Origin of the sequence: Roseateles sp. (genome assembly GCF_047654785.1) — a bacterium.
In the GTDB taxonomy this organism is placed as follows: domain Bacteria; phylum Pseudomonadota; class Gammaproteobacteria; order Burkholderiales; family Burkholderiaceae_C; genus Pelomonas.
The window spans coordinates 619,230-641,675 of sequence record NZ_JASGKQ010000001.1; the positions used below are offsets into that span (position 1 = coordinate 619,230).

The following is a 22,446-nucleotide window of genomic DNA, read 5'->3' on the forward strand; positions in this document are numbered from 1 at the left end:
GGGATGGGCTGGCCTACTCGTCGGACGAGGGGCGCCCATGAGCCGCCGCCGCGTCGTCGTCACCGGACTTGGCCTCATCAGCCCCGTCGGCAATACCGTCGCCGAGGGCTGGGCCAACATCCTCGCCGGGCGCTCCGGCATCGCCACCGTCACCCGCTTCGACGCCAGCAACCTGGCGTGCCACTTCGCGGGTGAGGTCAAGGGCTTCAGCATCGAGGACTACATCCCCGCCAAGGAAGCCCGGCACATGGATGCCTTCATCCATTACGGGCTCGCGGCGGCGTTCCAGGCGGTGCGCGACTCCGGCATCCCTACCGGGGAACAATTGACCGAGGAGCAGGCCGAGCGCATCGGCGTGCTCGTCGGCTCCGGCATCGGCGGCCTGCCGCTGATCGAGGACACCCACAGCGAACTGGTGAACCGCGGCCCGCGCCGCATCTCGCCGTTCTTCATTCCGGCCTCGATCATCAACATGATCTCGGGCCACGTCTCCATCAACTTCGGCTTCCAGGGGCCCAACCTGGCGATCGTGACGGCCTGCACCACCGGCCTGCACGCGATCGGCGAGGCCGGCCGCCTCATCGAGTATGGCGACGCCGACGTGATGGTCGCGGGCGGCGCGGAAGGCGCGGTGTCGCCGCTGGGCATCGGCGGCTTCGCCGCGGCCCGCGCGCTGTCCACCCGCAACGACGACCCCGCCACCGCGTCCCGCCCCTGGGACAAGGACCGCGACGGCTTCGTGCTGGGCGAGGGCGCGGGCGTGCTGGTGCTTGAGGAGTACGAGCACGCCAGGAAGCGCGGCGCCAAGATCTACTGCGAGCTGGCCGGCTTCGGCATGGGCGCGGACGCCTACCACATGACCGCGCCGAACGTCGACGGCCCCAAGCGCTCGATGCGCGCGGCGCTGCGCAACGCCGGCATCAACCCGGACCAGGTCCAGTACATGAACGCGCACGGCACCTCCACGCCGCTGGGCGACGTGAACGAGACCAACGCGATCAAGCTGGCCTTCGGCGACCACGCCCGGCAGATGGTCATCAGCTCGACCAAGTCCATGACCGGCCACCTGCTGGGCGGCGCGGGCGGCATCGAGTCGGTGTTCACCGCGCTGGCCATCCGCGACCAGGTCGCGCCGCCGACGATCAACATCTTCAACCAGGATCCCGAGTGCGACCTGGACTACTGCGCCAACGAGGCGCGGCCGATGAAGATCGACGTCGCCGCGAAGAACAACTTCGGCTTCGGCGGCACCAACGGCACGCTGATCTTCAAGCGCGTCTGAAGACGCTGCCGCCCGGCGATGCGCCGCCGCACGCCGCCGGTCGTGGTTCGCCTCGCGCCCCAGCCGGCCGTGCAGGCCGTCGTGGCGCTGCTGGCCGCGATGACGGCCGGCGGCCTCGCGGCCTGGGCGCTCGGCCACCAGCCCCAGGCCTGGCCGGCGCTGCTGGCGGTGCCGGCCGCCGCAGCCTGGGCCTGGCGCGCGGCCGCCGTCGGCCCGCGCCGTTTGCGCTGGGATGGCCAGGCCTGGTGGCTGGGCCACCCCCACCGCGATGACGACGAAACCGCCGTCCAGCTCACCGTGCTGATCGACCTCGACGCCTGGCTGCTGCTGCGCGCCATGCCCGGCCCGCGCTGGCTGCCGCTGTCCCGGCACCAGCAGGCGGCGCAGTGGACCGCGCTGCGCGCCACGCTGTTCGCGGCGCCGCCGTCGCCCGGAGAGCCGTCGTGAGCGGCGACCCCGCCGACGAGCAGCTGGTGCGCCAGGCGCAGGGCGGCAGCCGCGCGGCGTTCGACATGCTGGTGCTGAAGTACCAGCGCCGCGTCGAGCGCCTGCTGTCGCGCAGCGTGCGCGACCCCGCCGACGTGGCCGACCTGTGCCAGGAGACCTTTTTGGCCGCCTACCGCGCGCTGCCCGGCTTCCGTGGCGAGAGCGCGTTCTACACCTGGCTGTACCGCATCGCCGTCAACATCGCCAAGCGCCATCGCGCGCGCCAGCGCCCCCTCGAATCGCTGGAGGACGGCGAGGGAACTTTCGGCACCGATGCCGCTCCAAGCGACGATGCGACCCCCGAGGCCCTGCTCGCCAACCGCCAACTGGTGCGCGGGCTGGACGAGGCGGTCCAGGCGCTGGCCGAGGACCAGCGCCGGGCGCTGCTGCTGCGAGAGGTGGATGGCTTGAGCTACGACGAGATCGCCGACCTGATGGACTGCCCGCCGGGCACCGTGCGCTCGCGCATTTTCCGCGCGCGCGAATCCCTGTCCGCGCGGCTGCGGCCGCTGCTGGAGGGCCGGGGAGGGCGGCGCTGGTGAACACGACGATGGACGACGACCTGCTGAACGAATCCCTGTCCGCCGTGGCCGATGGCCGCGCGACGGCCGCCGACTGGGCGCGCGTGGAGGCCGCCTGGGCGCATGACGCCGGCCTGCGCGAGCGCTGGGCGCTGTGGCACGCCGCGGGCGACGGCCTGCGCTCGGCCGACCTGCCCGCGCTGCACCGTGAGCCGCAGGCGCTGCTGGACGGGCTGCACGCGCGGATGTCGGCGCTGGCCGCGCCGCTGCCGCCCCGGCCGCGCCGCCGCGACTGGCTGGCGCCCGCGGCCGTGGCGGCCAGCTTCGTCGCGATGGCGGTCGGCTGGAGCACGCTGCGCTGGCCGTCGCCGGCGGGCGGCGACCTCATGGCCCTGGCGACCCTGGCGCCCGCCACGGCGGCGCCGCGCACGCAGGCCCTGGTGGGCACCAGCTTCGCCCAGGCCGCCGCGGGCCGGGCCTGGCCCGGCGCCGCCACGCTGCAGGTGGTGGACTCTCACCCCGAGATCGCCGAATGGCCGCAAGGCCCGGCGCTGCCCGACGCGGCCGGGCCGGCCGCGCGCCCTTGAACCCGCCGTGCGCCGACCCATCTGTCCCGTCCGCCGTCCCTCCGATTCGTTCCTGGAAAACCACTATGCACGCTGAGAACCACGCCCACGCTCCCTCCCGCGCCCGCCTCGTGGCGAGCGCCGCCGCGCTGGCGCTTGCGCTGACGCTGGGCCACGCGCCCGCCACCGCGCAGGCGCGCGGCGACCTGCCGGACTTCGCCGAACTGGTCGAGCGCGTCGGCCCGGCGGTGGTCAACATCCGCACCTCCGAGAAGGTCAAGGCGGCCGAGGGCCGGGGCGAGATGAACGAGCAGATGCAGGAGTTCCTGCGCCGCTTCGGCATCCCCGTGCCCAACCCGCGCCGCGGCGCGCCGGACGACGACGGCCCGATGCGCCGCGGCGTCGGCTCCGGCTTCATCCTCAGCGCGGACGGCTATGTGATGACCAACGCCCACGTGGTGCAGGGCGCCGACGAAGTCATCGTCACGCTGACCGACAAGCGCGAGCTGAAGGCCAGGATCATCGGCGCCGACCAGCGCTCCGACGTGGCCGTCGTGAAGGTCGAGGCCACCGGCCTGCCGGTCGTCAAGGTCGGCGACAGCACCAAGGCCCGCGTCGGCGAATGGGTGATGGCCATCGGCTCGCCGTTCGGCCTGGAGAACACCGTGACGGCCGGCATCATCAGCGCCAAGCAGCGCGACACCGGCGACCTGTTGCCGCTGATCCAGACCGACGTGGCCATCAACCCCGGCAACTCCGGCGGCCCGCTGGTCAACCTGCGCGGCGAGGTCATCGGCATCAACTCGCAGATCTACAGCCAGAGCGGCGGCTACATGGGCATCGCCTTCGCGATCCCGATCGACGAGGCGGTGCGCGTGGCCGACCAGCTCCGCGCCGGCGGCCGCGTCGTGCGCGGCTACCTCGGCGTGCTGCCGGACGACATCACCAAGGAAGTCGCCGAGGCCATCGGCCTGGGCAAGCCGCAGGGCGCGCTGATCCGCTCCGTCGTTGCCGGCAGCCCGGCCGAGAAGGCCGGCGTCGAGGGCGGCGACGTGGTCACCAAGGTCGATGGCAAGGTGGTGGACAAGGCGGCCGACCTGCGCCGCCTCGTGGCCGCCGTGAAGCCGGGCGCCAAGACCACGCTGACCGTGTTCCGCCGCGGCGCGTACAAGGACCTGAAGGTCACGCTGGCCGAGGACGAGCGCAGCAAGGCCGTGGGCACCGCGGCCGACAAGGACCCGGCGCCTGCCGCCACCCCGAGCGCGGCGCTGGGCCTCCAGGTCTCGGAGCTGGCCGACGCGCAGCGCAAGGAACTGAAGCTGAAGTCCGGCGTCCGGGTGGACGCCGCCACCGGGGCCGCCGCCCGCGCCGGCCTGCGCGAGGGCGACCTGATCCTGGCGGTGGACAACGTGGAGGTGGCCGGCGTCAAGGCCTTCCAGGCGCAGATCGCCAAGGCGGACAAGGCCAAGGTGATCAACCTGATGGTGCGCCGCGATGACGTGGTCAGCTTCGTGCTGCTGAAGCCGGCCCGCTGAGTGCCCGGCAGGGGTGGCCATCGCTTGCGGAAGTTTGCGCTGGCTCACTTCGATGCCTCGGTGCACGGCCCGGATTGTTGGCGTCGAACGCTAAAATCCGGCGCCGAAGCCCCCGGAAAGCGATGCCTGGCGATCGAATCGCCCGGCATCGCCGGCCGGTGGATTCGATCCACAGGCGATCCACAAGCATCTGTGGATAAACTGTGCGCAAATTCCTTGTTGGCAGCCTGCAACGGCCGGGAAACCAATGCTGGTGCGGTGTTCCGGCCGGGCCTTTTGGCTACAATGGAAGCCCAACAAGCAGTTGCCATACCTTTTGTTGGAAGGCGCGTCACCTCTTCGACGTGCCTTTTTTTTATCTTCGGCACGGCCCCTGGCGGGCCTTCACATCGCTGCGCGATATGAGCCTCCAACGCAACGGCGAGGCCGTTGCGATTTCAGTCCCCGCGCGCCGCAGTCAGCATGAACCACATCCGCAATTTCTCCATCATTGCCCACATCGACCACGGCAAGAGCACGCTGGCCGACCGCATCATCCAGCGCTGCGGCGGCCTGAGCGACCGCGAGATGGAGGCGCAGGTGCTGGACTCGATGGACATCGAGCGCGAGCGCGGCATCACGATCAAGGCGCAGACCGCCGCGCTCCAGTACCGGGCCCAGGACGGCAAGGTCTACAACCTGAACCTGATCGACACGCCGGGGCATGTGGACTTCTCGTATGAGGTGAGCCGCTCGCTGTCCGCCTGCGAGGGTGCGCTGCTGGTGGTGGACGCCTCGCAGGGCGTGGAGGCGCAGACGGTGGCCAACTGCTACACGGCGCTGGACCTGGGCGTCGAGGTCGTGCCGGTGCTCAACAAGATGGACCTGCCGTCCGCCGACCCGGACAACGCCAAGGCCGAGATCGAGGACGTCATCGGCATCGACGCCGACGCCGCCATTCCCTGCTCGGCCAAGACCGGCATGGGCATCGACGAAATCCTGGAGGCCGTGATCACCCGCATGCCGCCGCCGCGCGGCAACCCGGACGCGCCGCCGCGGGCCATGATCATCGACGCCTGGTTCGACAACTACGTCGGCGTCGTCATGCTGGTGCGCCTGGTGGACGGCGAACTGCGCAAGAACGAGCGCATCCGCATGATGGCGACCAACGCCGTCTACCCCATCGAGCACCTGGGCGTGTTCACGCCCAAGAGCGAGAACCGCGACGCGCTGAAGGCCGGCGAGGTGGGCTTCATCATCTGCGGCATCAAGGAGCTGGCCGCGGCCAAGGTGGGCGACACCATCACGCTGGAGAAGAAGCTGCCCAACAACGCCGGCCCGGCGACCGAGGCGCTGCCCGGCTTCAAGGAGATCCAGCCGCAGGTGTTCGCGGGCCTGTACCCGACGGAGGCCAGCGAGTACGACCAGCTGCGCGACGCGCTGGAGAAGCTCAGCCTGAACGACTCCTCGTTGCGCTTCGAGCCCGAGGTCAGCCAGGCACTGGGCTTCGGCTTCCGCTGCGGCTTCCTGGGCCTGCTGCACATGGAGATCGTGCAGGAGCGGCTGGAGCGCGAGTTCGACCAGGACCTCGTCACCACGGCGCCCAGCGTCATCTACGAGGTGGAGCTGAACGACGGCGAGGTCATCCAGGTCGAGAACCCGTCCAAGATGCCCGACGTGGGCCGCATGAAGGAGATCCGCGAGCCCATCGTCACGGTGCACCTCTACATGCCGCAGGACTACGTCGGCGTCGTCATGACGCTGGCCAACCAGAAGCGCGGTGTGCAGCTCAACATGGCCTACCACGGCAAGCAGGTCATGCTGACCTACGAGATCCCGTTGGCCGAGATCGTGCTGGACTTCTTCGACAAGCTGAAGTCCGCGTCGCGCGGCTACGCGTCGATGGACTACGAGTTCAAGGAATACCGCGCCGCCGATGTCGTCAAGGTCGACATCATGATCAACGGCGACAAGGTCGACCCGCTGGCCATGATCGTCCACCGCAGCCAGAGCCAGTACCGCGGCCGCGGCGTGGCCGCCAAGATGCGCGAGCAGATCCCGCGCCAGATGTACGACGTGGCCATCCAGGCGGCCATCGGCGCCAACATCATCGCCCGCGAGAACATCAAGGCGCTGCGCAAGAACGTGCTGGCAAAATGCTACGGCGGCGACATCACCCGCAAGCGCAAGCTGCTGGAAAAGCAAAAGGCCGGCAAGAAGCGCATGAAACAGATCGGCTCGGTCGAGGTGCCGCAAGAAGCCTTCCTCGCCATCCTGCAGGTCGACGATTAACCCTCCCCCCCATGCCCTTTCAATCGATGAGCGTTCTCACCGGCGTTTTGTACGCGGCCCTGGTGGCCTATCTCGGCGGCTGGTACGTCGGACGCTGGACCGGCAACTTCGCGTTGCTGCTGTTCGTGCTCACCGCGGTGACCATGCTGTACTGGCTGGCCGAGCGCTTCCACTTCGCGCCGGCCCGCCGCGCGGCCGCGCAGCGCCTGGTGGACGGCGACGCCAAGCGCCGCGAGACGCTGGCCGCGCAGGGCATCAGCCGCGTGGACGGCGACATCGAGCCCGCCCGCCAGCAACTGCTGCAGCAGCCCTGGTGGCTGGACTGGACCGCCGGCCTGTTCCCGGTGATCCTGGTCGTGTTCCTGCTGCGCTCGTTCCTGTTCGAGCCGTTCAAGATCCCGTCCGGTTCCATGGTGCCGACGCTGCTGGTGGGCGACCTCATCCTGGTCAACAAGTTCCACTACGGCATCCGCCTGCCGGTGCTGAACAAGAAGATCATCGCCAACAACGACGTCAAGCGCGGCGACGTGATGGTGTTCCGCTACCCCGAGGACCCCAGCACCGACTTCATCAAGCGCGTGGCCGGCATCCCGGGCGACGAGGTCAGCTACCGCGACCAGAAGCTCTACATCAACGGCCAGCCCGTGCCGGTGCAGGCCCAGGGCAACTTCTACGACGAGGACGCCCGCGTCTACCGCCCGCGCTTCCTGGAGAGGCTGGGCGAGCGCGAGCACCAGAATCCTGGTGCAGCCCGATGCGCAGCGCTTCTTCCGCGCCGACCGCGCGGACGGCCCGTTCCCGTTCCAGGACAACTGCCGCTACACCGTCGAGGGCGTCACCTGCAAGGTGCCGGCCGGCCACTACTTCATGCTGGGCGACAACCGTGACAACTCTCGCGATTCCCGCTTCTGGGGCTTCGTGCCGGACGAGAACATCGTCGGCCGCGCCTTCATGGTCTGGATGAATTTCGGTAACCTCAAGCGCATCGGCACCTTCTTCGACTGACGCCCCCGATGAACACCTGTCGCTCCCCGCTCCCGTCCGCCGCCCGCCGCCAGCAGGGCTTCACGCTGCTCGGCCTGCTGTTCTGGGGCGCCGTCATCGCCGTCGCGGCGGTGGTGGGCATGAAGGTCTTCCCCACCGTGCTGGAGTACTACACGGTGCAGAAGGTCGTGGACCGCATCGCCGCCGGCAACCCGGCCACCGTGCCGCAGGTGCGGCAGGAGTTCGACAAGGCCACCCAGGTCGAGTACTCCATCCAGAGCGTCAGGAGCAGCGACCTGGCGATCAGCAAGGACGCCAACGACCGGGTCGTCATCGAGTTCGGCTACGACAAGGAGATCGACCTCTTCGGGCCGGTCTACCTGCTGATCAAGTACCGGGGCCACTCGCGTTGACCGTGCCGGCGAGGCTGCCGCGACGATGAGCGCCGCGCTCGACCCCCTGCAGCGCCGCCTCGGCCACCGCTTCCAGCGGCCGGACCTGCTGGCCCGCGCGCTGACCCACCGCAGCTACGGCGCCGACCACAACGAGCGCCTGGAGTTCCTCGGCGACGCGGTGCTCAGTCTGGCCGTCTCCAGCCTGCTGTACGAGCGCTACGCCGGCTCCGACGAAGGCGACCTGACGCGCGTGCGCGCCCACCTCGTGCGCGAGGACAGCCTGTACAAGCTGGGCCTGGGCCTGGGCCTGCCGGACGTGCTGAAGATGTCCGACGGCGAAGCCCGCGGCGGCGGCGCGCAGCGCCCGTCCATCCTCGCCGACGCCGTGGAGGCCCTGCTCGGCGCCGCCTACCTGGACGGCGGCTACGACGCCGCGCTGGCCATCGTGCGCCGCCTGCTGGGCGACACCATCGCCACGGCCACCAGCGCCGGGGACTTCGCCAAGGACGCCAAGACCGCGCTGCAGGAATGGCTGCAGGCGCGCCGCATCGCCGTGCCCGGCTACCGCATCGTCGCCGCGCGCGGCCAGGCGCATGCGCAGACCTTCGAGGTCGAATGCGCGGTGCCGGCGCTGGACGTGGCCGAACGCGGCGAAGGCCGCTCGCGCCGCGCCGCCGAGCAGGCCGCCGCGCGCCGGCTGCTGGACAAACTCACCGCCGAACGAGGCACCCCATGACCGAAACCGAAGCCCCGCAACGCTGCGGCCTCATCGCCATCGTCGGCCGGCCCAACGTCGGCAAGTCCACGCTGCTGAACGCCCTCGTCGGCCAGAAGGTCAGCATCACCTCCGACAAGGCGCAGACCACGCGCCACCGCATCACCGGCGTGCGCACCGTGGACGAGGCGCAGTTCGTGTTCGTCGACACGCCCGGCTTTCAGACCCGCCACAACGCCGCGCTGAACCGCACGCTGAACCGCACCGTGCACGGCGTGCTGGCCGACGTGGACCTGGTGCTGTTCGTCGTCGAGGCCGGCCGTTTCGGGCTGGACGACGCCAAGGTGCTGAGCCTGCTGCCCGAGGACAAGCCCGTCGTGCTGGTCGCCAACAAGCTCGACGCCGTGCGCCGCCGCGCCGAACTTGCGCCCTGGCTCAAGGGCATGGCCGAGCGGCGCAACTTCGCCGAGTTCGTGCCGCTGTCGGCCAAGAAGGCGGCCGACGTGACGCGGCTGTTCGGCATCCTCAAGCCCTACCTGCCCGAGCAGGGCTGGTTCTACGACGAGGACGCGCTGACCGACCGCAGCGAGAAATTCCTCGCCAGCGAAATCATCCGCGAGAAGCTGTTCCGGCTGACTGGCGACGAACTGCCCTACACCTCCACCGTTGTCATCGACAAATGGGAGGACGAGGGCGAGTTGCGCCGCATCAGTGCCAGCATCGTCGTCGAGCGCGACGCGCACAAGGGCATGATCATCGGCCAGGGCGGCGAGCGGCTGAAGCGCATCGGCTCCGAGTCGCGCCAGGAACTGGAGCACCTGATGGACGGCCGCGTGTTCCTGGAGCTGTGGGTCAAGGTGCGCTCCGGCTGGGCCGACAGCGAGGAACATCTGCGCAGCTACGGCTACGAGTGAAGACGGCTTCCTCGGGCCGAGCGCCGGGCCGCCCCCAAGCCGGCCCGCGTCCCCTCGGGGGACCGTCCGGCGTACCCGCCGGGCGAGGGGCGCCAGGACAGCCCGCTTACGTGCTGCACCAGCACGACTGGAGCGAGTCCAGCCTCATCCTCGACCTGTTCACGCGCGAGTCCGGCCGCCTCGCTGTCGCGGCCAAGGGCGCCAAGCGGCCCTACTCGCAACTGCGCGCCGTGCTGCTGCCCTTGCAGCGCATCACGGTCAGCTTGAGCAAGCCCGCGAAGGCGGACGGCGGCGAGGTGCAGACGCTGCGCAGCGCCGAATGGGGTGGCGGCGCGACGCTGCCGGCCGGCGCGGCGCTATTCTCCGGCTACTACCTGAACGAGCTGCTGCTGAAGCTGCTGGCCCGCCACGACCCGCATCCACGGCTCTTCGACGCCTATGCCGACACGCTCGTCCACCTGGCGGAAGGCGACGCCGCGCTGCGCGCCTTCGAACTGAGGCTGTTGGCCGAACTGGGCCTGCTGCCGGACCTGAGCGTCGTCACGCCGACGCAGGCGGCGCTCGATCCCGAGCGCCGCTACCAGCTCTCGCCCGAATCCGGCCTGATCCCGCCGACCGGCGACGCCGGCCTGCCCGGCGCGCTGCTGATCCAGCTCCAGGCCGCGCTGCTGCACGGCAGCCAGGCCGCGCTGCGCCAGGCCTGCGCCGCCGCGCCGCAGGCCCTGAAGACGACGCTGCGCGGCCTGCTCCACTACCATCTCGGCCACCAGCCGCTGCGCACGCGTGCGCTGATGGTGGACGTGCAAAACCTCCTCGACAAATGATCGCCCCCGCGCTCGTTCCGCTCGCTGCCCCCGTGGGAGCGTGTGTGGCTTCGGGCGGTAGGGCGCCACACACATGAACCCCTTCGCCCACGCCGGCACGCGCTGCGCGCTGTCCGTCAACGTCAACAAGGTTGCGCTGCTGCGCAACACCCGGCACCTCGGCATCCCCAGCGTGCTGCGCGCGGCCGAACAGTGCCTGCGGGCGGGCGCGCAGGGCATCACCGTCCACCCGCGCCCCGACGCGCGCCACATCCGCGCCGCCGACGTGGACGACCTCGCCGCCTTCCTGAAGGACTGGCCCCACGCCGAGTTCAACATCGAGGGCAACCCGACGCAGAACCTGATGGACTTCGTGCGCCGCCACCGCCCGCACCAGGTCACCTTCGTGCCCGACGCGGAAGACCAGTTCACCTCCGACCATGGCTGGACGCTGCCGCAGGACGCCGCGCGGCTGCAACCGCTGATCCAGGAGGCGCAGGCTCTCGGCGTGCGCGTCAGCCTCTTCATGGACCCCGACCCCGCCGTGATGGCCGCCGTCGCCGCGCTGGGCGCGGACCGCATCGAGCTGTACACGGAGACCTTCGCCAGCGCCTTCGGCACGCCGCGCGAGGCCGAGGTGCTGGCCGGCTTCACGGCCACCGCCGAAGCCGCGCTGGCCGCGGGCCTCGGCATCAACGCCGGCCACGACCTGAACCGCGACAACCTCGCCGCCTTCCTGCGCGCCGTGCCCGGCGTGCAGGAGGTGTCCATCGGGCACGCGCTGATCGCCGACGCGCTGGAACTGGGCTATGCGGAGACGGTGCGGGCCTATCTGCGCGAGATCGCGGCCGCGCCGTGAGCCTGCGCCGCGCCCATGCCGCCGACGCAGCGCGGTTCGCCGCACTGGCGCAGTGGGTCTGGCTCGACAGCGACGCGACCGACGGCGTGGAGGGCCGCTTCCTGCCCTGTCTCGCCGAGTGCTGCACGCCGCAGCAGGCGTTCTTCATGCTCGACGGCCAGGCGCATCGCAATCTGGTTTTCGCGTGGCCCACCGCATGACCGAAGCCGAGCTTCTGCAACTCATCGCAGGCGGCGAAGACAGCCGCCACCAGTTCAAGCGCGATGAAATCCAGCGCTTGTTCCAGCGTTCCGGGCTGATCTATGCCGACGTGATTCCGGTGGAGTGCACTTCCGTCGCCGACCTCGACGAAAAGGCGTTCGACGACTACTTCACCCGGCGCTACGGCCAATCGCCCCAAGCCTCTGGCCAGCCCTTGCCGCAGGTGTTGCAGAACATCGGCCTGGGCGACGGGCAGGAATTGAACCTTGCGGGCCTGCTGCTGTTCGGCAAGCGCCCGCAGCGATACCGGCCCGCGTTCATGGTCAAGGCCGTGGCTTTCCCCGGCACCTCGTTGGCCAGCCATCACTACCTGGACAGTGAAGACATCGACGGCACGCTGCTGGCGCAGTATCAGCGCAGCCTCGCCTTCATCAAGCGCAACCTGCACCATGTCCAAGGCGACCAGAACTTCAATTCCCTGGGCCTGCTGGAAGTGCCGGAGCAGGCCATCATCGAACTGCTGGTCAATGCGCTGATCCACCGCGACTACTTCACCAGCGCCTCGATCCGGTTGCTGGTCTTCGCCGATCGCATCGAGATCATCAGCCCCGGCCATTTGCCGGACAGCCTGAGCGTGGAGGACATCCGTCTGGGTGTCACGAACCGGCGCAATCCCACGCTGACCGAGCACGCGACGCAAATCCTGCCTTATCGCGGCCTGGGCTCCGGCATCCCCCGCGCCTTGGGCGAATGGCCTGACATCCGGTTCGAGAGTGAAGTGAGGAGCAACCAGTTCAGAGCGGTGATCTTGAGGCCGGTGACCGGCCGAATCACCACGGAAGTCACCACGGAAGTTGAGCGCGTGCTGCGTGTGCTGATCGGGGAGATGTCCCGCCAAGAACTGCAAGAGGCGCTGGCGCTCAAAAACGACGAGCATTTCCGCAAAGCCTATCTGCTGCCGGCGCTCGGGTCGGGCCTGGTGGAAATGACCTTGCCCAGCACCCCCCGCAGCAGCAAGCAACGCTACCGCCTGACAGCCATCGGACGGCGGTGGCTGGAGTCACATCCCGATGGCAATTCGGCCTGAGTTCGGCGGCGTCACTCGCTCCCCGCGCGTGCCCGCTGCATCACTTTGAGAAAGACGGAACGCCACAGGTTTCCGCCTGCCATCACAACCTCAAGTTCACCTTCCCATGATCCACGGCATCGGCACCGACATCTGCGACATCCGCCGCATCGAGGCGACGCTGGCCCGGCGCGGCGAGCGCTTCGCCGAGAAGGTGCTGGGGCCGGACGAGTTGCGCGTCTTCCGCGCCCGCCGCGCGCGTGCCGAGGCGCGCGGCGTCAGCTACCTGGCGACGCGCTTCTCGGCCAAGGAGGCGTTCAGCAAGGCCATCGGCCTGGGCCTGCACCTGCCGATGCGGCTGCCCGACTGCCAGATCCTCAACGAGGCCAGCGGCCGGCCGGTGCTGAAGCTCTCCGGGCCGCTCGCGGACTGGTTCGCCGCGCGGGCCTTGAGCGGGCAGGTGAGCCTGAGCGACGAGAGCGACTACGCGGTCAGCTTCGTCGTCGTCGAGCGGGCGGTCAGCTAGCTTTCTTCTTCTTCGCGGCCGGCTTGGCCAGCGACTCGCCCTTGGACTGCATGCGCATGTCCATGTCGATGAACATGCGGCCGTTGTCGGGGCCGTTCATCGTCAGCTTCATCGCCATTGCCAGCCGGTGGGCCAGCGGCAGGCGGTCGGACAGGCGCAGCGAGCTCGTGCCCTTGCCGCTGCCGGTGGCCGTCATCTGCAGCGTCTGCGGCGGGGTGTCCGCCGCGTCCACCGGGTCCGCTTCGGCCGAGGACGCCGCCGACGCGGCCGGCTTGGGCAGCGGCGCGCTGATGTCCATCTTCAGGTCCATGTCCAGGTCGAAGTGGGCCACGCCCTGGGCCACGCGCGCCAGCGTGTAGCGCAGCCTGCCCTGCATCGCGCCCGCGCCGCCCGGCAGCGGCATGGGCAGGGCCATGGTCAGCGGCACTTCCACGCTGTCGCCGACCTGCAGCGGGCGCTCGGCCAGCGCCTTGTAGAGCTGCAGGGCCTCGCCGATCATGGCCTGGCCCTGCTGGCCCATCAGCGCGTTCACCTCGGGCGAGCCGCCGTCGAACTGGCGCAGCTCGAAGCCGAAGTCCTTCGGGTTGAAGCGGGCCGAGAAGCTCACGTTGGCCGCCTGGACCTGGGGCAGCGGCGTGGCCTGGCCGCCGACCTCCATGCTGCCGCCCTGGTGGGCGACCGACACGGTCAGGGGCAGCCAGCCGTCGGCGTCGGCCGCGCCGACCTTCAGCGTCTGCTGCATCCGCATCGCCATCTTGACCGGCCCGGCCTGGCTCATCTGCGCGGCCGTCTGCGCGATCTTGGCGCGCTGCGCCTCGGTGGCCTCGGGGCCGGCCTCGGCGCGCATCGTCATGGCCATCTGCATGTCGATGCTCTGGCGCTGGTGCTGGCCGGCGCGCGGCGTGGTGTCGAAGCGGACGGGCGCGGCGGGGGCCGCGAGGTGCAGGCCGAGCAGGGCGCCCAGCAGGGGCAGGCGCAGCGGGGAGGCGAGGGTCACGAGGGCAACTCCGGAAGGGACTGCCGCCGGGCTGGCGGCCGGCTGCATCCTAGGCGAGGCGGGGCTCCTCAGGCCCGGTAGTGGTCCTGCATCGGGTAGCGCCGCGCCACCAGTGCGAACAGCAGCGCCGCCAGCAGCGCGAAGCCGGCGAAGAAGAACATCAGGCAGGCCGTCTCGCTGTAGCCGCTGGACTGGACCAGCGCCAGCGCTTCCGGGCTCCTGATGCTGGCGTTGGACAGCAGCACCCACAGGTTGCCCACCGTCACCGACAGGTTCCAGAAGCTCATGATGGTGCCCTTCATCGCCGGTGGCGCCTGGCTGTACGCGAACTCCAGGCCGGTGGCGGACACCAGCACCTCGCCCAGCGTCAGCAGCACATAGGGCAGCATCTGCCAGAGGATGCTGACCGTGGCGCCCTCGTCCAGCCACAGCTGCAGCACGCCGGCCACGATCCAGGCCGCGCCGGCCAGCGCGATGCCGGCGCCCATGCGGCGCAGCGCCGTCACCTTCAGGCCCAGGCGCGCCAGCATCGGGTAGAGCACCAGGTTGTTGAAGGGGATCAGCACCATCACCAGCGCCGGGTTCAGCGCCTGCATCATGGACGACTGGAACCACGCGGGCTTGGCCATCTGGTCGGCCTGCAGCACCCAGGTGGAGGCCTTCTGGTCGAACAGCGACCAGAACGGCGTCACCAGCGCGAACAGCACCAGCACGCGCAGCACGGCGCGCACGCCGTCCACGGTCTCGTCCGGGTGGTGGCCGCGCGCGCGCTCCAGCTGCAGCGACGCGCCCACGCCGCCGAAGCCCATCACCAGCACCATCGCCAGGCACACGGCCGCGACGACGCCCAGGCTGGCCATCCGGCTCAGGCTGAACGCCGCCAGCGCCAGGCCCACGGCGGCGACGGCCAGCCCCGGGCCGCCGGACTTCAGCGCCGTCCACACCACCTTCAGGAAGCTGTGCGGGTTGGCGCCGCGCGGCGGCTGGTGCACGTACTGCTTGCGGCCGCTCCACAGGATCAGCGTCGCCAGTCCCATCAGCACGCCCGGCAGGCCGAAGGCGACGCTGGCGCCGAAGTGCTGGAGGATGAGGGGCATCAGCAGCGACGCGAAGAAGCTGCCGAAGTTGATGATCCAGTAGAAGGCGTCGTACACCTTCTGCGCGAGCGAGCGGTTGCGCTTGTCGAACTGGTCGCCGACGAAGCTGGTCACCAGCGGCTTGATGCCGCCCGAGCCCAGCGAGATCAGGAACAGGCCGAAGTAGAAGCCGTGCAGGTTGTCCTCGAAGACCGCCAGGCAGGCGTGGCCCGCGCAGTAGACGAGGCTCAACCAGAAGATCGTCGGGTACTTGCCGAAAAAGCGGTCGGCCAGCCAGCCGCCCAGCAGCGGGAAGAAATAGACGCCGATGACGAAGGTGTGGAACACCTCCTTGGCCTCGGCGCGGCGAAGGTCCTCGGGGATGGCCAGCAGCAGGCTGGTCATCATGAACACCGTCAGGATGTTGCGCATGCCGTAGAAGCTGAAGCGCTCGCAGCCCTCGTTGCCGATGATGTAGGGGATCTGCGGCGGCATCCTGGCCGCGGTGACGGGTGGGGCGGTGGGCGTCATGGAGCCTCGGAGGTGCGGGTCTCAACGGAAAACGCCGCGCGGCTTGTGGCCGGCGGCGTTCGGGGCGGGGCGGGCGGGGATCAGGCCTCGAAGGGCAGCTTCACCTGGCTCAGGTCCTTGCGGGTCTCGACCAGCACCAGCGGGCCTTCGTCGACGACCACCACCGGCGCCGGCTCGCGGCCCAGCGGCGCGGGCGCGGGTTCGGCGGCGATGGCCGCCTGGGCGGCGGCGATCTTGCCGGCATCGGAGTTGACCCACTGCAGGCCGGCACCGTCGGCGATGGCCTGCAGCTCGGCCATCGGCAGCGCGAAGGCGGCGGGGGCGGCCGGCACCGGTGCGGGTGCGGCGGCCACGACGGGCGCCGGCGCGGCCACCGGCGCGGCGGCACCGGCCATCGCATGCTCGATCAGCGAGCCCTGCAGCGGCAGCGCCGGCGCGCTGGGCGCGACGACGGCGGCCTCGGCCGCCGGGGCGGCGTCAGCCACGGCAGCGGGGGCCTCGTCGGTCGGGGCGGCCGGGCCGTCCTGGACGTCGGCGGCGCCGTCCTCGCGGCGGTTGCGGTTGCGATTGCGGCCGCCACGGCGGCGGTTCTCGCGGCCCGGGCCGTCGCCGGCCTCGTCGCCTTCGAGGGCCGGGGCGGCTTCCGTCACGGCGTCGGCGGCGGCATCGGCCGGCGCCTCGGCGGCGATGTCCACGGCGCCGTCGGCTGCGGCCTCGCTGCCCGGCGTGGCCTGGTCGTCACGGTCGCGGCCGCCCCGGCGGCGGCGGCGGCCCCGGCCGGCGCGCTCTTCGCCGGCCGGCGCGTCGCCGGTGGGTGGCAGCGCGGCGTCGGCCTGGCTGTCGACGAAGGCGGGCGGCGCGTCGTGCAGGGCGGCCGGCGCGTCGGCCAGCGGCGCGGCCACGGACAATGCGGCCTCGGCCGGCGCGCGCTCCTGGCGCTCGCCGCGCGGGCGGCGCTCACCGCGCTCACTGCGCTCGCCCCGTTCCGGGCGGTCCTGGCGCTCGCCGCGCTCGGCACGTTCCGCACGCTCGGGGCGCTGCTGCGGCTCGGGCCGGTCGGCCGCGCCTTCGCCGCGCGGCTTGCGGTCGCCGCGGGCTTCCTGCGGCTTGCCGTCGCGGCGGCCGCCCTTGTCGCCACGCTCGCCCCGTTCACCGCGCTCGCCACGGCGGCCATCGCGGCCTCCGTCGCGGCGGCCGTCACGGCCGCCTTCACGCTTGGGCTTGTCGGTCGCGGCAGCGGCCGGGGCGGGGGCCTGGACGGCCGGCACCGGGGCCGGCGCGGGCGCTGCGCCGCCGCCGAAGAGGTTGCTGATCAGGCGGCTGAAGAAGCCCTTGGGTGCGGGGGCCGGCGCGGCCACGACCGGCGCGGGCGCCGGGGCGGGCGGCGGCGGGGCCACGACGGGCGCCGGGGCCGGCATCGGCGCGGGCTGCTCGGGCAGGATGCCCTTGATGACCGGCTCCTGCTTGTTCTTCTTCTCGACGTCGCCGCGGCGGGTGATGCCGACCTCGTCCTGCGGCTCCTCGATCATCGTGTAGCTGGCCTGCAGGTTCTCCAGCCGCGGGTCGTCGTGGCGCAGGCGCTCCAGCTTGTAGTTCGGCGTCTCCAGGTGCTTGTTGGGCACCAGCAGCACGGTGACGCGCTGCTTGAGCTCGATCTTGGTGATCTCGGTGCGCTTCTCGTTGAGCAGGAAGCTCGTCACCTCCACCGGCACCTGCACGTGCACGGCGGCGGTGTTGTCCTTCATGGCCTCTTCCTGGACCATGCGCAGGATCTGCAGCGCGCTGCTTTCGGTGTCGCGGATGTGGCCGGTGCCGTTGCAGCGCGGGCAGGTGATGTGGTTGCCTTCGCTGAGCGCCGGGCGCAGGCGCTGGCGGCTCATTTCCAGCAGGCCGAACTTGCTGATGGAGGCGAACTGCACGCGGGCGCGGTCGCTGCGCAGCGCGTCGCGCAGGCGCTGTTCCACGTCGCGGCGGTTCTTGCTCTCCTCCATGTCGATGAAGTCGACGACGATCAGGCCGCCCAGGTCGCGCAGCCGCATCTGGCGGGCGATCTCGTCGGCGGCCTCCAGGTTGGTGCGGGTGGCCGTCTCCTCGATGTCGCCGCCGCGCGTGGCGCGAGCGGAGTTCACGTCCACCGACACCAGCGCCTCGGTGTGGTCGATGACGATGGCGCCGCCCGACGGCAGGTTCACCGTGCGGCTGTGGGCCGTCTCGATCTGATGCTCGATCTGGAAGCGGCTGAACAGCGGCGCGTCGTCGCGGTAGCGCTTCACGCGATGGCCCTGGTCGGGCATCACGTGGTTCATGAACTGGTGGGCCTGCTCGAACAGGTCGTCCGTGTCGATCAGGATCTCGCCGATGTCGGCGGTGAAGTAGTCGCGGATCGCGCGGATGACGAGGCTGCTCTCCTGGTAGATCAGGAAGGCGCCCTTGCCGGCCTTGGAAGCGCCGTCGATGGCGTCCCAGAGCTTGAGCATGTAGTTCAGGTCCCACTGCAGCTCGGCGGCCGAGCGGCCGATGCCGGCGGTGCGGGCGATCAGGCTCATGCCCTTGGGGTATTCGAGCTGGTCGAGGTTCTCCTTCAGCTCCTCGCGGTCCTCGCCCTCGATGCGCCGGCTCACGCCGCCGCCGCGCGGGTTGTTGGGCATCAGCACCAGGTAGCGGCCGGCCAGGCTGACGAAGGTGGTCAGCGCCGCGCCCTTGTTGCCGCGCTCTTCCTTCTCGACCTGGACGAGCAGCTCCTGGCCTTCCTTGATCGCGTCCTTGATGGTCGCGTTCTTGACGTCGGTGCCCTCGCGGAAGAACTGGCGCGAGATTTCCTTGAACGGCAGGAAGCCGTGGCGGTCCTCGCCGTAGTCCACGAAGCAGGCCTCGAGCGAGGGCTCGACCCGCGTCACGACGGCCTTGTAGATGTTGCCCTTGCGCTGCTCGCGGCCCTCGATCTCGGTCTCGAAGTCCAGCAGCTTCTGGCCGTCGACGATCGCGAGGCGCCGCTCTTCCGGCTGCGTCGCATTGATCAGCATGCGTTTCATGTCATCACTCCTCACGCGCGCCAGCGGGGCTGGACGCGCGACACGTCATGCCACCCGGAGGTGGCGCTCAAGACGCACGAGCGACGGCGTGGAACCGTGGAAGGAGTGCCCTGGACCGCTCGGGTTTCTGACGCGGGGTCAGACGCCGGGCGGCGTTGGCGCATGCGACCGGGCCGTCATGCCGCGGCAAAGCCCCGCCTCGACCGTGCCGCCGTCAAAGGCGCCGGGCCGAGCGACCGCCGCAGCTTCTGGCTGGGGTCGCGCGGCGGGGCGCAGCGGGTGGGGGAGGGAAGGGCTCATCCGCGAAGGAGGGCTGGACGCTGGCGCGAGCTTTTGCGGCTGGCGTCAGCCGCGCGTTCTCGCACCGTGAAAACCTTGTCTGGCAACCGGCCCTCAACAGGAGAGAGGCCGGTGGGTTCCGGGTGTCATCGCTCTGCCGCACCGCGCTGCCGACCGCCGCTTCACTTGGGGAAGCCGCCTGTCAACCGCGGGATGCGCTGCATCGCCTGGTTGTGGCCCGCGGGTTCGCGCCCCCGGACCGCCCCGCTGCCGCCGCTAAAATCAAAAAAATCAAACACTTACGGCAGCAACGTGGTGAAAAGGATTATAGGGGCAGGCCCTGGGGCCCCGACCACGGGGTTGACAGCCGCCACGACTCCGGAAAAACCCGCAGTCCGCCGCGTCGTCGTGGATGAGGGTTCCGCCGGCCAGCGGCTGGACAACTTCCTGCTGCGCGAGCTCAAGGGCGTGCCCAAGACCCATGTCTACCGGGTCATCCGCGCCGGCGAGGTGCGCGTCAACAAGGGCCGCGCCCAGGCGGACACGCGGCTGGAGCTCGGCGACGAGGTGCGCATCCCGCCGGTGCGGCTGCCCGAGCGCGCGGCCCAGCCCGCCGCGCCGGCTCGCGAGTTCCCGGTGGTGTTCGAGGACGAGCACCTGCTGGTCATCGACAAGCCGGCCGGCGTGGCCGTGCATGGCGGCTCGGGGGTCAGCCACGGCGTCATCGAGGCGCTGCGCCGCGCGCGGCCGGAGGCCAGGTTCCTGGAGCTGGTGCATCGGCTCGACAAGGAAACCTCCGGCCTGCTGATGATCGCCAAGAAGCGCAGCGCGTTGGTCCACCTGCAGGACCAGCTGCGCGACCGCGAGACCGGCAAGACCTATGCGGCGCTGGTCTGGGGCGACTGGCCGGACCGGCTCAAGGTCATCGACGTGCCGCTGGTCAAGTTCGTCGGCGGCGACGGCGAGCGCTGGGTGCGGCCGGGCAGGGACGGCGAGGACGATGCCAAGCGCTCGATCAGCCTCGTCAGGGTCGTGCGGAAGACGCTGCGCTTCAGCCTGCTCGACGTGACCATCAAGACCGGCCGCACGCACCAGATCCGCGTCCACCTGCAGCAGGCCGGGCATGCCATCGTCGGCGATCCCAAGTACGGCGACTTCGAGAAGAACCGCGAATTGGCGCGCGGGCCGGCCAGGTTCGACCGGATGTTCCTGCATGCGCGGCGGCTGCGCGTCAGCCACCCGGCCACGGGGGCCGAACTGGTGCTGGAGGCGCCGCTGCCGCCCGAGTGTGCGAAGCTGGCGGCCCCATGAGACCCCAACGCTTCGACCTGATCGCCTTCGACTGGGACGGCACGCTGTTCGACTCCACCGCGCTGATCGCGCGCTGCACCCAGCGCGCCGCGGTGGACATCGGCCTGCCCGAGCCCGACTTCGAGCGTTGCCGCTACGTCATCGGCCTGGGCCTGCGCGACGCGCTGGAGCATGCGCTGCCCGGCCTGCCGCCGTCGCGCTACGAAGAGCTGGTCCTGCGCTTCCGCCACCACTACCTCGGCGCCGAGCATGAGCTGTCGCTGTTCGACGGCAGCGTCGAGATGCTGCACGCGCTCAAGCGCCGCCACCACTGGCTGGCCGTCGCCACCGGCAAGAACCGCGCGGGCCTGGACCGCGCCTTGCGCGCCAGCGAACTGACCGGCCTGTTCGACGGCAGCCGCACCGCCGACGAGACCCGCTCCAAGCCGCATCCGCAGATGCTGATGGAGCTGATGCGCGAGTTCGGCGTGGAGCCCGAGCGCACGCTGATGATCGGCGACACCACGCACGACCTGCAACTGGCGGCCAACGCCGGCGCGCCCTGCGTGGCGGTCAGCTTCGGCGCCCACCACCACGACAGCTTTGCCGGGTTCGCGCCGCTGTTCGTCGCCCACTCGACGCGCGAACTGCACGACTGGCTGCTCGACCATGCCTGAGCCGACGACGACGCCCGCCGCGCCGCAGCGCCTGTGCGCCTCGTCCGAGCTGCTGGAGCGCGGCCGCGCGGTCGGCTTCGACGTGCTCCAGTGGCGCGAGCCGGCGCGGGCCTTCGCGCTGCGCTTCGACGGCCAGGCCGTGGCCTACCTGAACCGCTGCACCCACGTGCCGGCGGAGATGGACTGGCAGGAAGGCGAATTCCTGGACCGCGACCGGCGCTACATCATGTGCAGCATCCACGGCGCGGCCTACGAGCCGCTCAGCGGCGTCTGCGTGATGGGCCCCTGCACCCGCGGGCGCCTGACGAAAATCGAACTCAGCGAACGCGACGGCCAGGTCTACTGGCACCCGACGCGGGACACCGGGCCCGCCTTCCCCGACTGATCGGACCGACATGAACACCTCCCCCCGCGACGACCTGCCGCCCCCCCTGCCAGAGCCCGTCGGCGCGCCGGCGGCCGTGCCGCTGGCCGAGCCGATGCTGGCCGAGCTGGCGCGCGACTTCCTGCGTGAGCGCCGGGCCGAGCGGCGCTGGCGCACGGTGCTGCGGCTGTTCTGGCTGCTGCTGGCGGCGCTGCTGGTCTATGGCCTGTGGCAGCAGGGGCGGTACGCCGGGCCGTCCACGTCGCCGCACACCGCGCTGGTGGACGTGCGCGGCGAGATCGCGGCGGACACCGAGGCCAGCGCCGAGATGCTGCTGGCCGCGCTGAAGGATGCGTTCAAGGACGACGCGGCCCAGGCCGTCGTGCTGCGCATCAACTCGCCCGGCGGCAGCCCGGTGCAGGCCGGCATCGTCTACGACGAGATCCGCCGGCTGCGCCAGCAGTACGACAAGCCGGTCTACGCCGTCGTCGAGGAGATGTGCGCGTCCGGCGCCTACTACATCGCCGCCGCGGCGGACGAGATCTACGTGGACAAGGCCTCCGTCGTCGGCTCCATCGGCGTGCTGATGGACGGCTTCGGCTTCACCGGGCTGATGGACAAGCTGGGCGTCGAGCGCCGCCTGCTGACCGCCGGCGAGAACAAGGGCATGCTGGACCCGTTCAGCCCGGCCGACCCCAAGCAGCGTGCCTATGCGCAGGCGATGCTGGACCAGATCCACCAGCAGTTCATCGCCGTCGTCCGCGAGGGCCGAGGCAAGCGGCTGAAGGAAACGCCGGAGACCTTCTCCGGCCTGTTCTGGAACGGCGAGCAGGCCGTGCAGCTGGGCCTGGCGGACCGCTACGGCAACCTGGACTACGTCGCCCGCGAGGTGGTCAAGGCGGAGGACGTGGTGGACTACTCGCCGCGCGAGAACGTCGCCGAGCGGCTGGCCAAGCGCTTCGGCGCCAGCGTCGGCGCGGGCGCGGTGCGCGCGCTGCGCGAGCTGGCGCCGCTGCGCTGAGGCGGCACGAAAAAAGGCCGCTGCCCCTGGGCGGGGCGGCGGCCCTTGGCGCGCA

The 22,446-nt window shown here is 70.7% G+C and carries 21 protein-coding genes and 1 pseudogene; 19 read left to right on the top strand and 3 right to left on the bottom strand.

The features are described 5' to 3' along the window. The first annotated feature begins 37 nt into the window (after window positions 1–37). The 15 genes and pseudogenes from fabF (at window position 38) to acpS (ending at window position 13,124) form a co-directional block, all read left to right on the top strand. Complete coding sequence (gene fabF, locus QM788_RS02860) at window positions 38–1,282, top strand: beta-ketoacyl-ACP synthase II (protein WP_415659950.1); 1,245 nt, start codon at window positions 38–40, stop codon at window positions 1,280–1,282. Window positions 1,283–1,300: 18 nt separating this feature from the next. Then, window positions 1,301–1,729: a hypothetical protein gene (locus tag QM788_RS02865; RefSeq protein WP_415659951.1), complete on the top strand. Its 429-nt coding sequence runs from the start codon at window positions 1,301–1,303 to the stop codon at window positions 1,727–1,729. Further along, window positions 1,726–2,310, top strand: a complete 585-nt coding sequence (locus QM788_RS02870) for a sigma-70 family RNA polymerase sigma factor (protein ID WP_415659952.1) — start codon at window positions 1,726–1,728, stop codon at window positions 2,308–2,310. The genes QM788_RS02865 and QM788_RS02870 overlap by 4 nt, the downstream gene beginning before the upstream one ends. After that, on the top strand, window positions 2,307–2,876 hold the full coding sequence (locus QM788_RS02875) for an RseA family anti-sigma factor (protein ID WP_415659953.1): 570 nt from the start codon (window positions 2,307–2,309) through the stop codon (window positions 2,874–2,876). The genes QM788_RS02870 and QM788_RS02875 overlap by 4 nt, the downstream gene beginning before the upstream one ends. A gap of 65 nt (window positions 2,877–2,941) precedes the next feature. Next, complete coding sequence (locus QM788_RS02880; RefSeq protein ID WP_415659954.1) at window positions 2,942–4,390, top strand: DegQ family serine endoprotease; 1,449 nt, start codon at window positions 2,942–2,944, stop codon at window positions 4,388–4,390. A 462-nt stretch (window positions 4,391–4,852) separates the two neighbouring features. Further along, window positions 4,853–6,661, top strand: a complete 1,809-nt coding sequence (gene lepA, locus QM788_RS02885; protein WP_415659955.1) for a translation elongation factor 4 — start codon at window positions 4,853–4,855, stop codon at window positions 6,659–6,661. A gap of 26 nt (window positions 6,662–6,687) precedes the next feature. Continuing rightward, a pseudogene (gene lepB / locus QM788_RS02890) lies at window positions 6,688–7,666 on the top strand (signal peptidase I). Between the two features lie 8 nt (window positions 7,667–7,674). Beyond that, window positions 7,675–8,058, top strand: coding sequence for a DUF4845 domain-containing protein (locus QM788_RS02895; protein ID WP_415659956.1), 384 nt, complete (start codon window positions 7,675–7,677; stop codon window positions 8,056–8,058). A 25-nt stretch (window positions 8,059–8,083) separates the two neighbouring features. After that, window positions 8,084–8,776, top strand: a complete 693-nt coding sequence (gene rnc, locus QM788_RS02900) for a ribonuclease III (RefSeq protein ID WP_415659957.1) — start codon at window positions 8,084–8,086, stop codon at window positions 8,774–8,776. Then, on the top strand, window positions 8,773–9,669 hold the full coding sequence (era, locus tag QM788_RS02905) for a GTPase Era (protein WP_415659958.1): 897 nt from the start codon (window positions 8,773–8,775) through the stop codon (window positions 9,667–9,669). Before rnc ends, era begins: the two co-directional genes overlap by 4 nt. Before the next feature lie 110 nt (window positions 9,670–9,779). Further along, window positions 9,780–10,493, top strand: a complete 714-nt coding sequence (gene recO / locus QM788_RS02910; protein ID WP_415659959.1) for a DNA repair protein RecO — start codon at window positions 9,780–9,782, stop codon at window positions 10,491–10,493. Between the two features lie 73 nt (window positions 10,494–10,566). Then, window positions 10,567–11,331, top strand: coding sequence for a pyridoxine 5'-phosphate synthase (locus QM788_RS02915; protein ID WP_415659960.1), 765 nt, complete (start codon window positions 10,567–10,569; stop codon window positions 11,329–11,331). After that, the gene (locus QM788_RS02920; RefSeq protein WP_415659961.1) at window positions 11,328–11,531 is read left to right on the top strand and encodes a hypothetical protein; all 204 of its coding nucleotides are present in this window, start codon (window positions 11,328–11,330) and stop codon (window positions 11,529–11,531) included. The genes QM788_RS02915 and QM788_RS02920 overlap by 4 nt, the downstream gene beginning before the upstream one ends. Then, window positions 11,528–12,619: a Fic family protein gene (locus QM788_RS02925; RefSeq protein ID WP_415659962.1), complete on the top strand. Its 1,092-nt coding sequence runs from the start codon at window positions 11,528–11,530 to the stop codon at window positions 12,617–12,619. The genes QM788_RS02920 and QM788_RS02925 overlap by 4 nt, the downstream gene beginning before the upstream one ends. A 106-nt stretch (window positions 12,620–12,725) precedes the next feature. Continuing rightward, the gene (gene acpS / locus QM788_RS02930) at window positions 12,726–13,124 is read left to right on the top strand and encodes a holo-ACP synthase (RefSeq protein ID WP_415659963.1); all 399 of its coding nucleotides are present in this window, start codon (window positions 12,726–12,728) and stop codon (window positions 13,122–13,124) included. Here the strand turns inward: acpS and QM788_RS02935 are convergent. The 3 genes from QM788_RS02935 to QM788_RS02945 all read right to left on the bottom strand — a co-directional run bounded on the left by QM788_RS02935 (window position 13,117) and on the right by QM788_RS02945 (window position 18,760). Beyond that, window positions 13,117–14,121, bottom strand: a complete 1,005-nt coding sequence (locus QM788_RS02935) for a hypothetical protein (RefSeq protein WP_415659964.1) — start codon at window positions 14,119–14,121, stop codon at window positions 13,117–13,119. The two genes, acpS and QM788_RS02935, sit on opposite strands and share 8 nt — an antisense overlap. 68 nt (window positions 14,122–14,189) lie before the next feature. Beyond that, window positions 14,190–15,728: an oligopeptide:H+ symporter gene (locus QM788_RS02940; RefSeq protein WP_415659965.1), complete on the bottom strand. Its 1,539-nt coding sequence runs from the start codon at window positions 15,726–15,728 to the stop codon at window positions 14,190–14,192. An 80-nt stretch (window positions 15,729–15,808) separates the two neighbouring features. Then, window positions 15,809–18,760: an Rne/Rng family ribonuclease gene (locus QM788_RS02945; RefSeq protein WP_415659966.1), complete on the bottom strand. Its 2,952-nt coding sequence runs from the start codon at window positions 18,758–18,760 to the stop codon at window positions 15,809–15,811. A gap of 594 nt (window positions 18,761–19,354) precedes the next feature. Between QM788_RS02945 and QM788_RS02950 the strand changes: the two genes are divergently transcribed. From QM788_RS02950 to QM788_RS02965, 4 genes are read left to right on the top strand one after another with little or no spacing between them, the layout of a single operon-like run. Further along, window positions 19,355–20,350 carry an RluA family pseudouridine synthase gene (locus QM788_RS02950; protein ID WP_415659967.1) on the top strand — a complete coding sequence of 332 codons (996 nt, stop codon included), beginning with the start codon at window positions 19,355–19,357 and terminating at the stop codon, window positions 20,348–20,350. Then, the gene (locus tag QM788_RS02955) at window positions 20,347–21,006 is read left to right on the top strand and encodes an HAD family hydrolase (RefSeq protein ID WP_415659968.1); all 660 of its coding nucleotides are present in this window, start codon (window positions 20,347–20,349) and stop codon (window positions 21,004–21,006) included. Before QM788_RS02950 ends, QM788_RS02955 begins: the two co-directional genes overlap by 4 nt. Beyond that, window positions 20,999–21,391, top strand: coding sequence for a Rieske (2Fe-2S) protein (locus QM788_RS02960; protein ID WP_415659969.1), 393 nt, complete (start codon window positions 20,999–21,001; stop codon window positions 21,389–21,391). The genes QM788_RS02955 and QM788_RS02960 overlap by 8 nt, the downstream gene beginning before the upstream one ends. 10 nt (window positions 21,392–21,401) lie before the next feature. Next, window positions 21,402–22,391: a S49 family peptidase gene (locus QM788_RS02965; RefSeq protein WP_415659970.1), complete on the top strand. Its 990-nt coding sequence runs from the start codon at window positions 21,402–21,404 to the stop codon at window positions 22,389–22,391. The last annotated feature ends 55 nt before the right edge of the window (window positions 22,392–22,446 follow it).

Coding starts and splice junctions, on each gene's coding strand:
- fabF (WP_415659950.1), top strand. CDS start 38: ATGAGCCGCCGCCGCGTCGTCGTCACCGGACTTGGCCTCATCAGCCCC.
- QM788_RS02865 (WP_415659951.1), top strand. CDS start 1,301: ATGCGCCGCCGCACGCCGCCGGTCGTGGTTCGCCTCGCGCCCCAGCCG.
- QM788_RS02880 (WP_415659954.1), top strand. CDS start 2,942: ATGCACGCTGAGAACCACGCCCACGCTCCCTCCCGCGCCCGCCTCGTG.
- lepA (WP_415659955.1), top strand. CDS start 4,853: ATGAACCACATCCGCAATTTCTCCATCATTGCCCACATCGACCACGGC.
- QM788_RS02895 (WP_415659956.1), top strand. CDS start 7,675: ATGAACACCTGTCGCTCCCCGCTCCCGTCCGCCGCCCGCCGCCAGCAG.
- rnc (WP_415659957.1), top strand. CDS start 8,084: ATGAGCGCCGCGCTCGACCCCCTGCAGCGCCGCCTCGGCCACCGCTTC.
- era (WP_415659958.1), top strand. CDS start 8,773: ATGACCGAAACCGAAGCCCCGCAACGCTGCGGCCTCATCGCCATCGTC.
- QM788_RS02915 (WP_415659960.1), top strand. CDS start 10,567: ATGAACCCCTTCGCCCACGCCGGCACGCGCTGCGCGCTGTCCGTCAAC.
- QM788_RS02925 (WP_415659962.1), top strand. CDS start 11,528: ATGACCGAAGCCGAGCTTCTGCAACTCATCGCAGGCGGCGAAGACAGC.
- acpS (WP_415659963.1), top strand. CDS start 12,726: ATGATCCACGGCATCGGCACCGACATCTGCGACATCCGCCGCATCGAG.
- QM788_RS02940 (WP_415659965.1), bottom strand. CDS start 15,728: ATGACGCCCACCGCCCCACCCGTCACCGCGGCCAGGATGCCGCCGCAG.
- QM788_RS02945 (WP_415659966.1), bottom strand. CDS start 18,760: ATGAAACGCATGCTGATCAATGCGACGCAGCCGGAAGAGCGGCGCCTC.
- QM788_RS02955 (WP_415659968.1), top strand. CDS start 20,347: ATGAGACCCCAACGCTTCGACCTGATCGCCTTCGACTGGGACGGCACG.
- QM788_RS02960 (WP_415659969.1), top strand. CDS start 20,999: ATGCCTGAGCCGACGACGACGCCCGCCGCGCCGCAGCGCCTGTGCGCC.
- QM788_RS02965 (WP_415659970.1), top strand. CDS start 21,402: ATGAACACCTCCCCCCGCGACGACCTGCCGCCCCCCCTGCCAGAGCCC.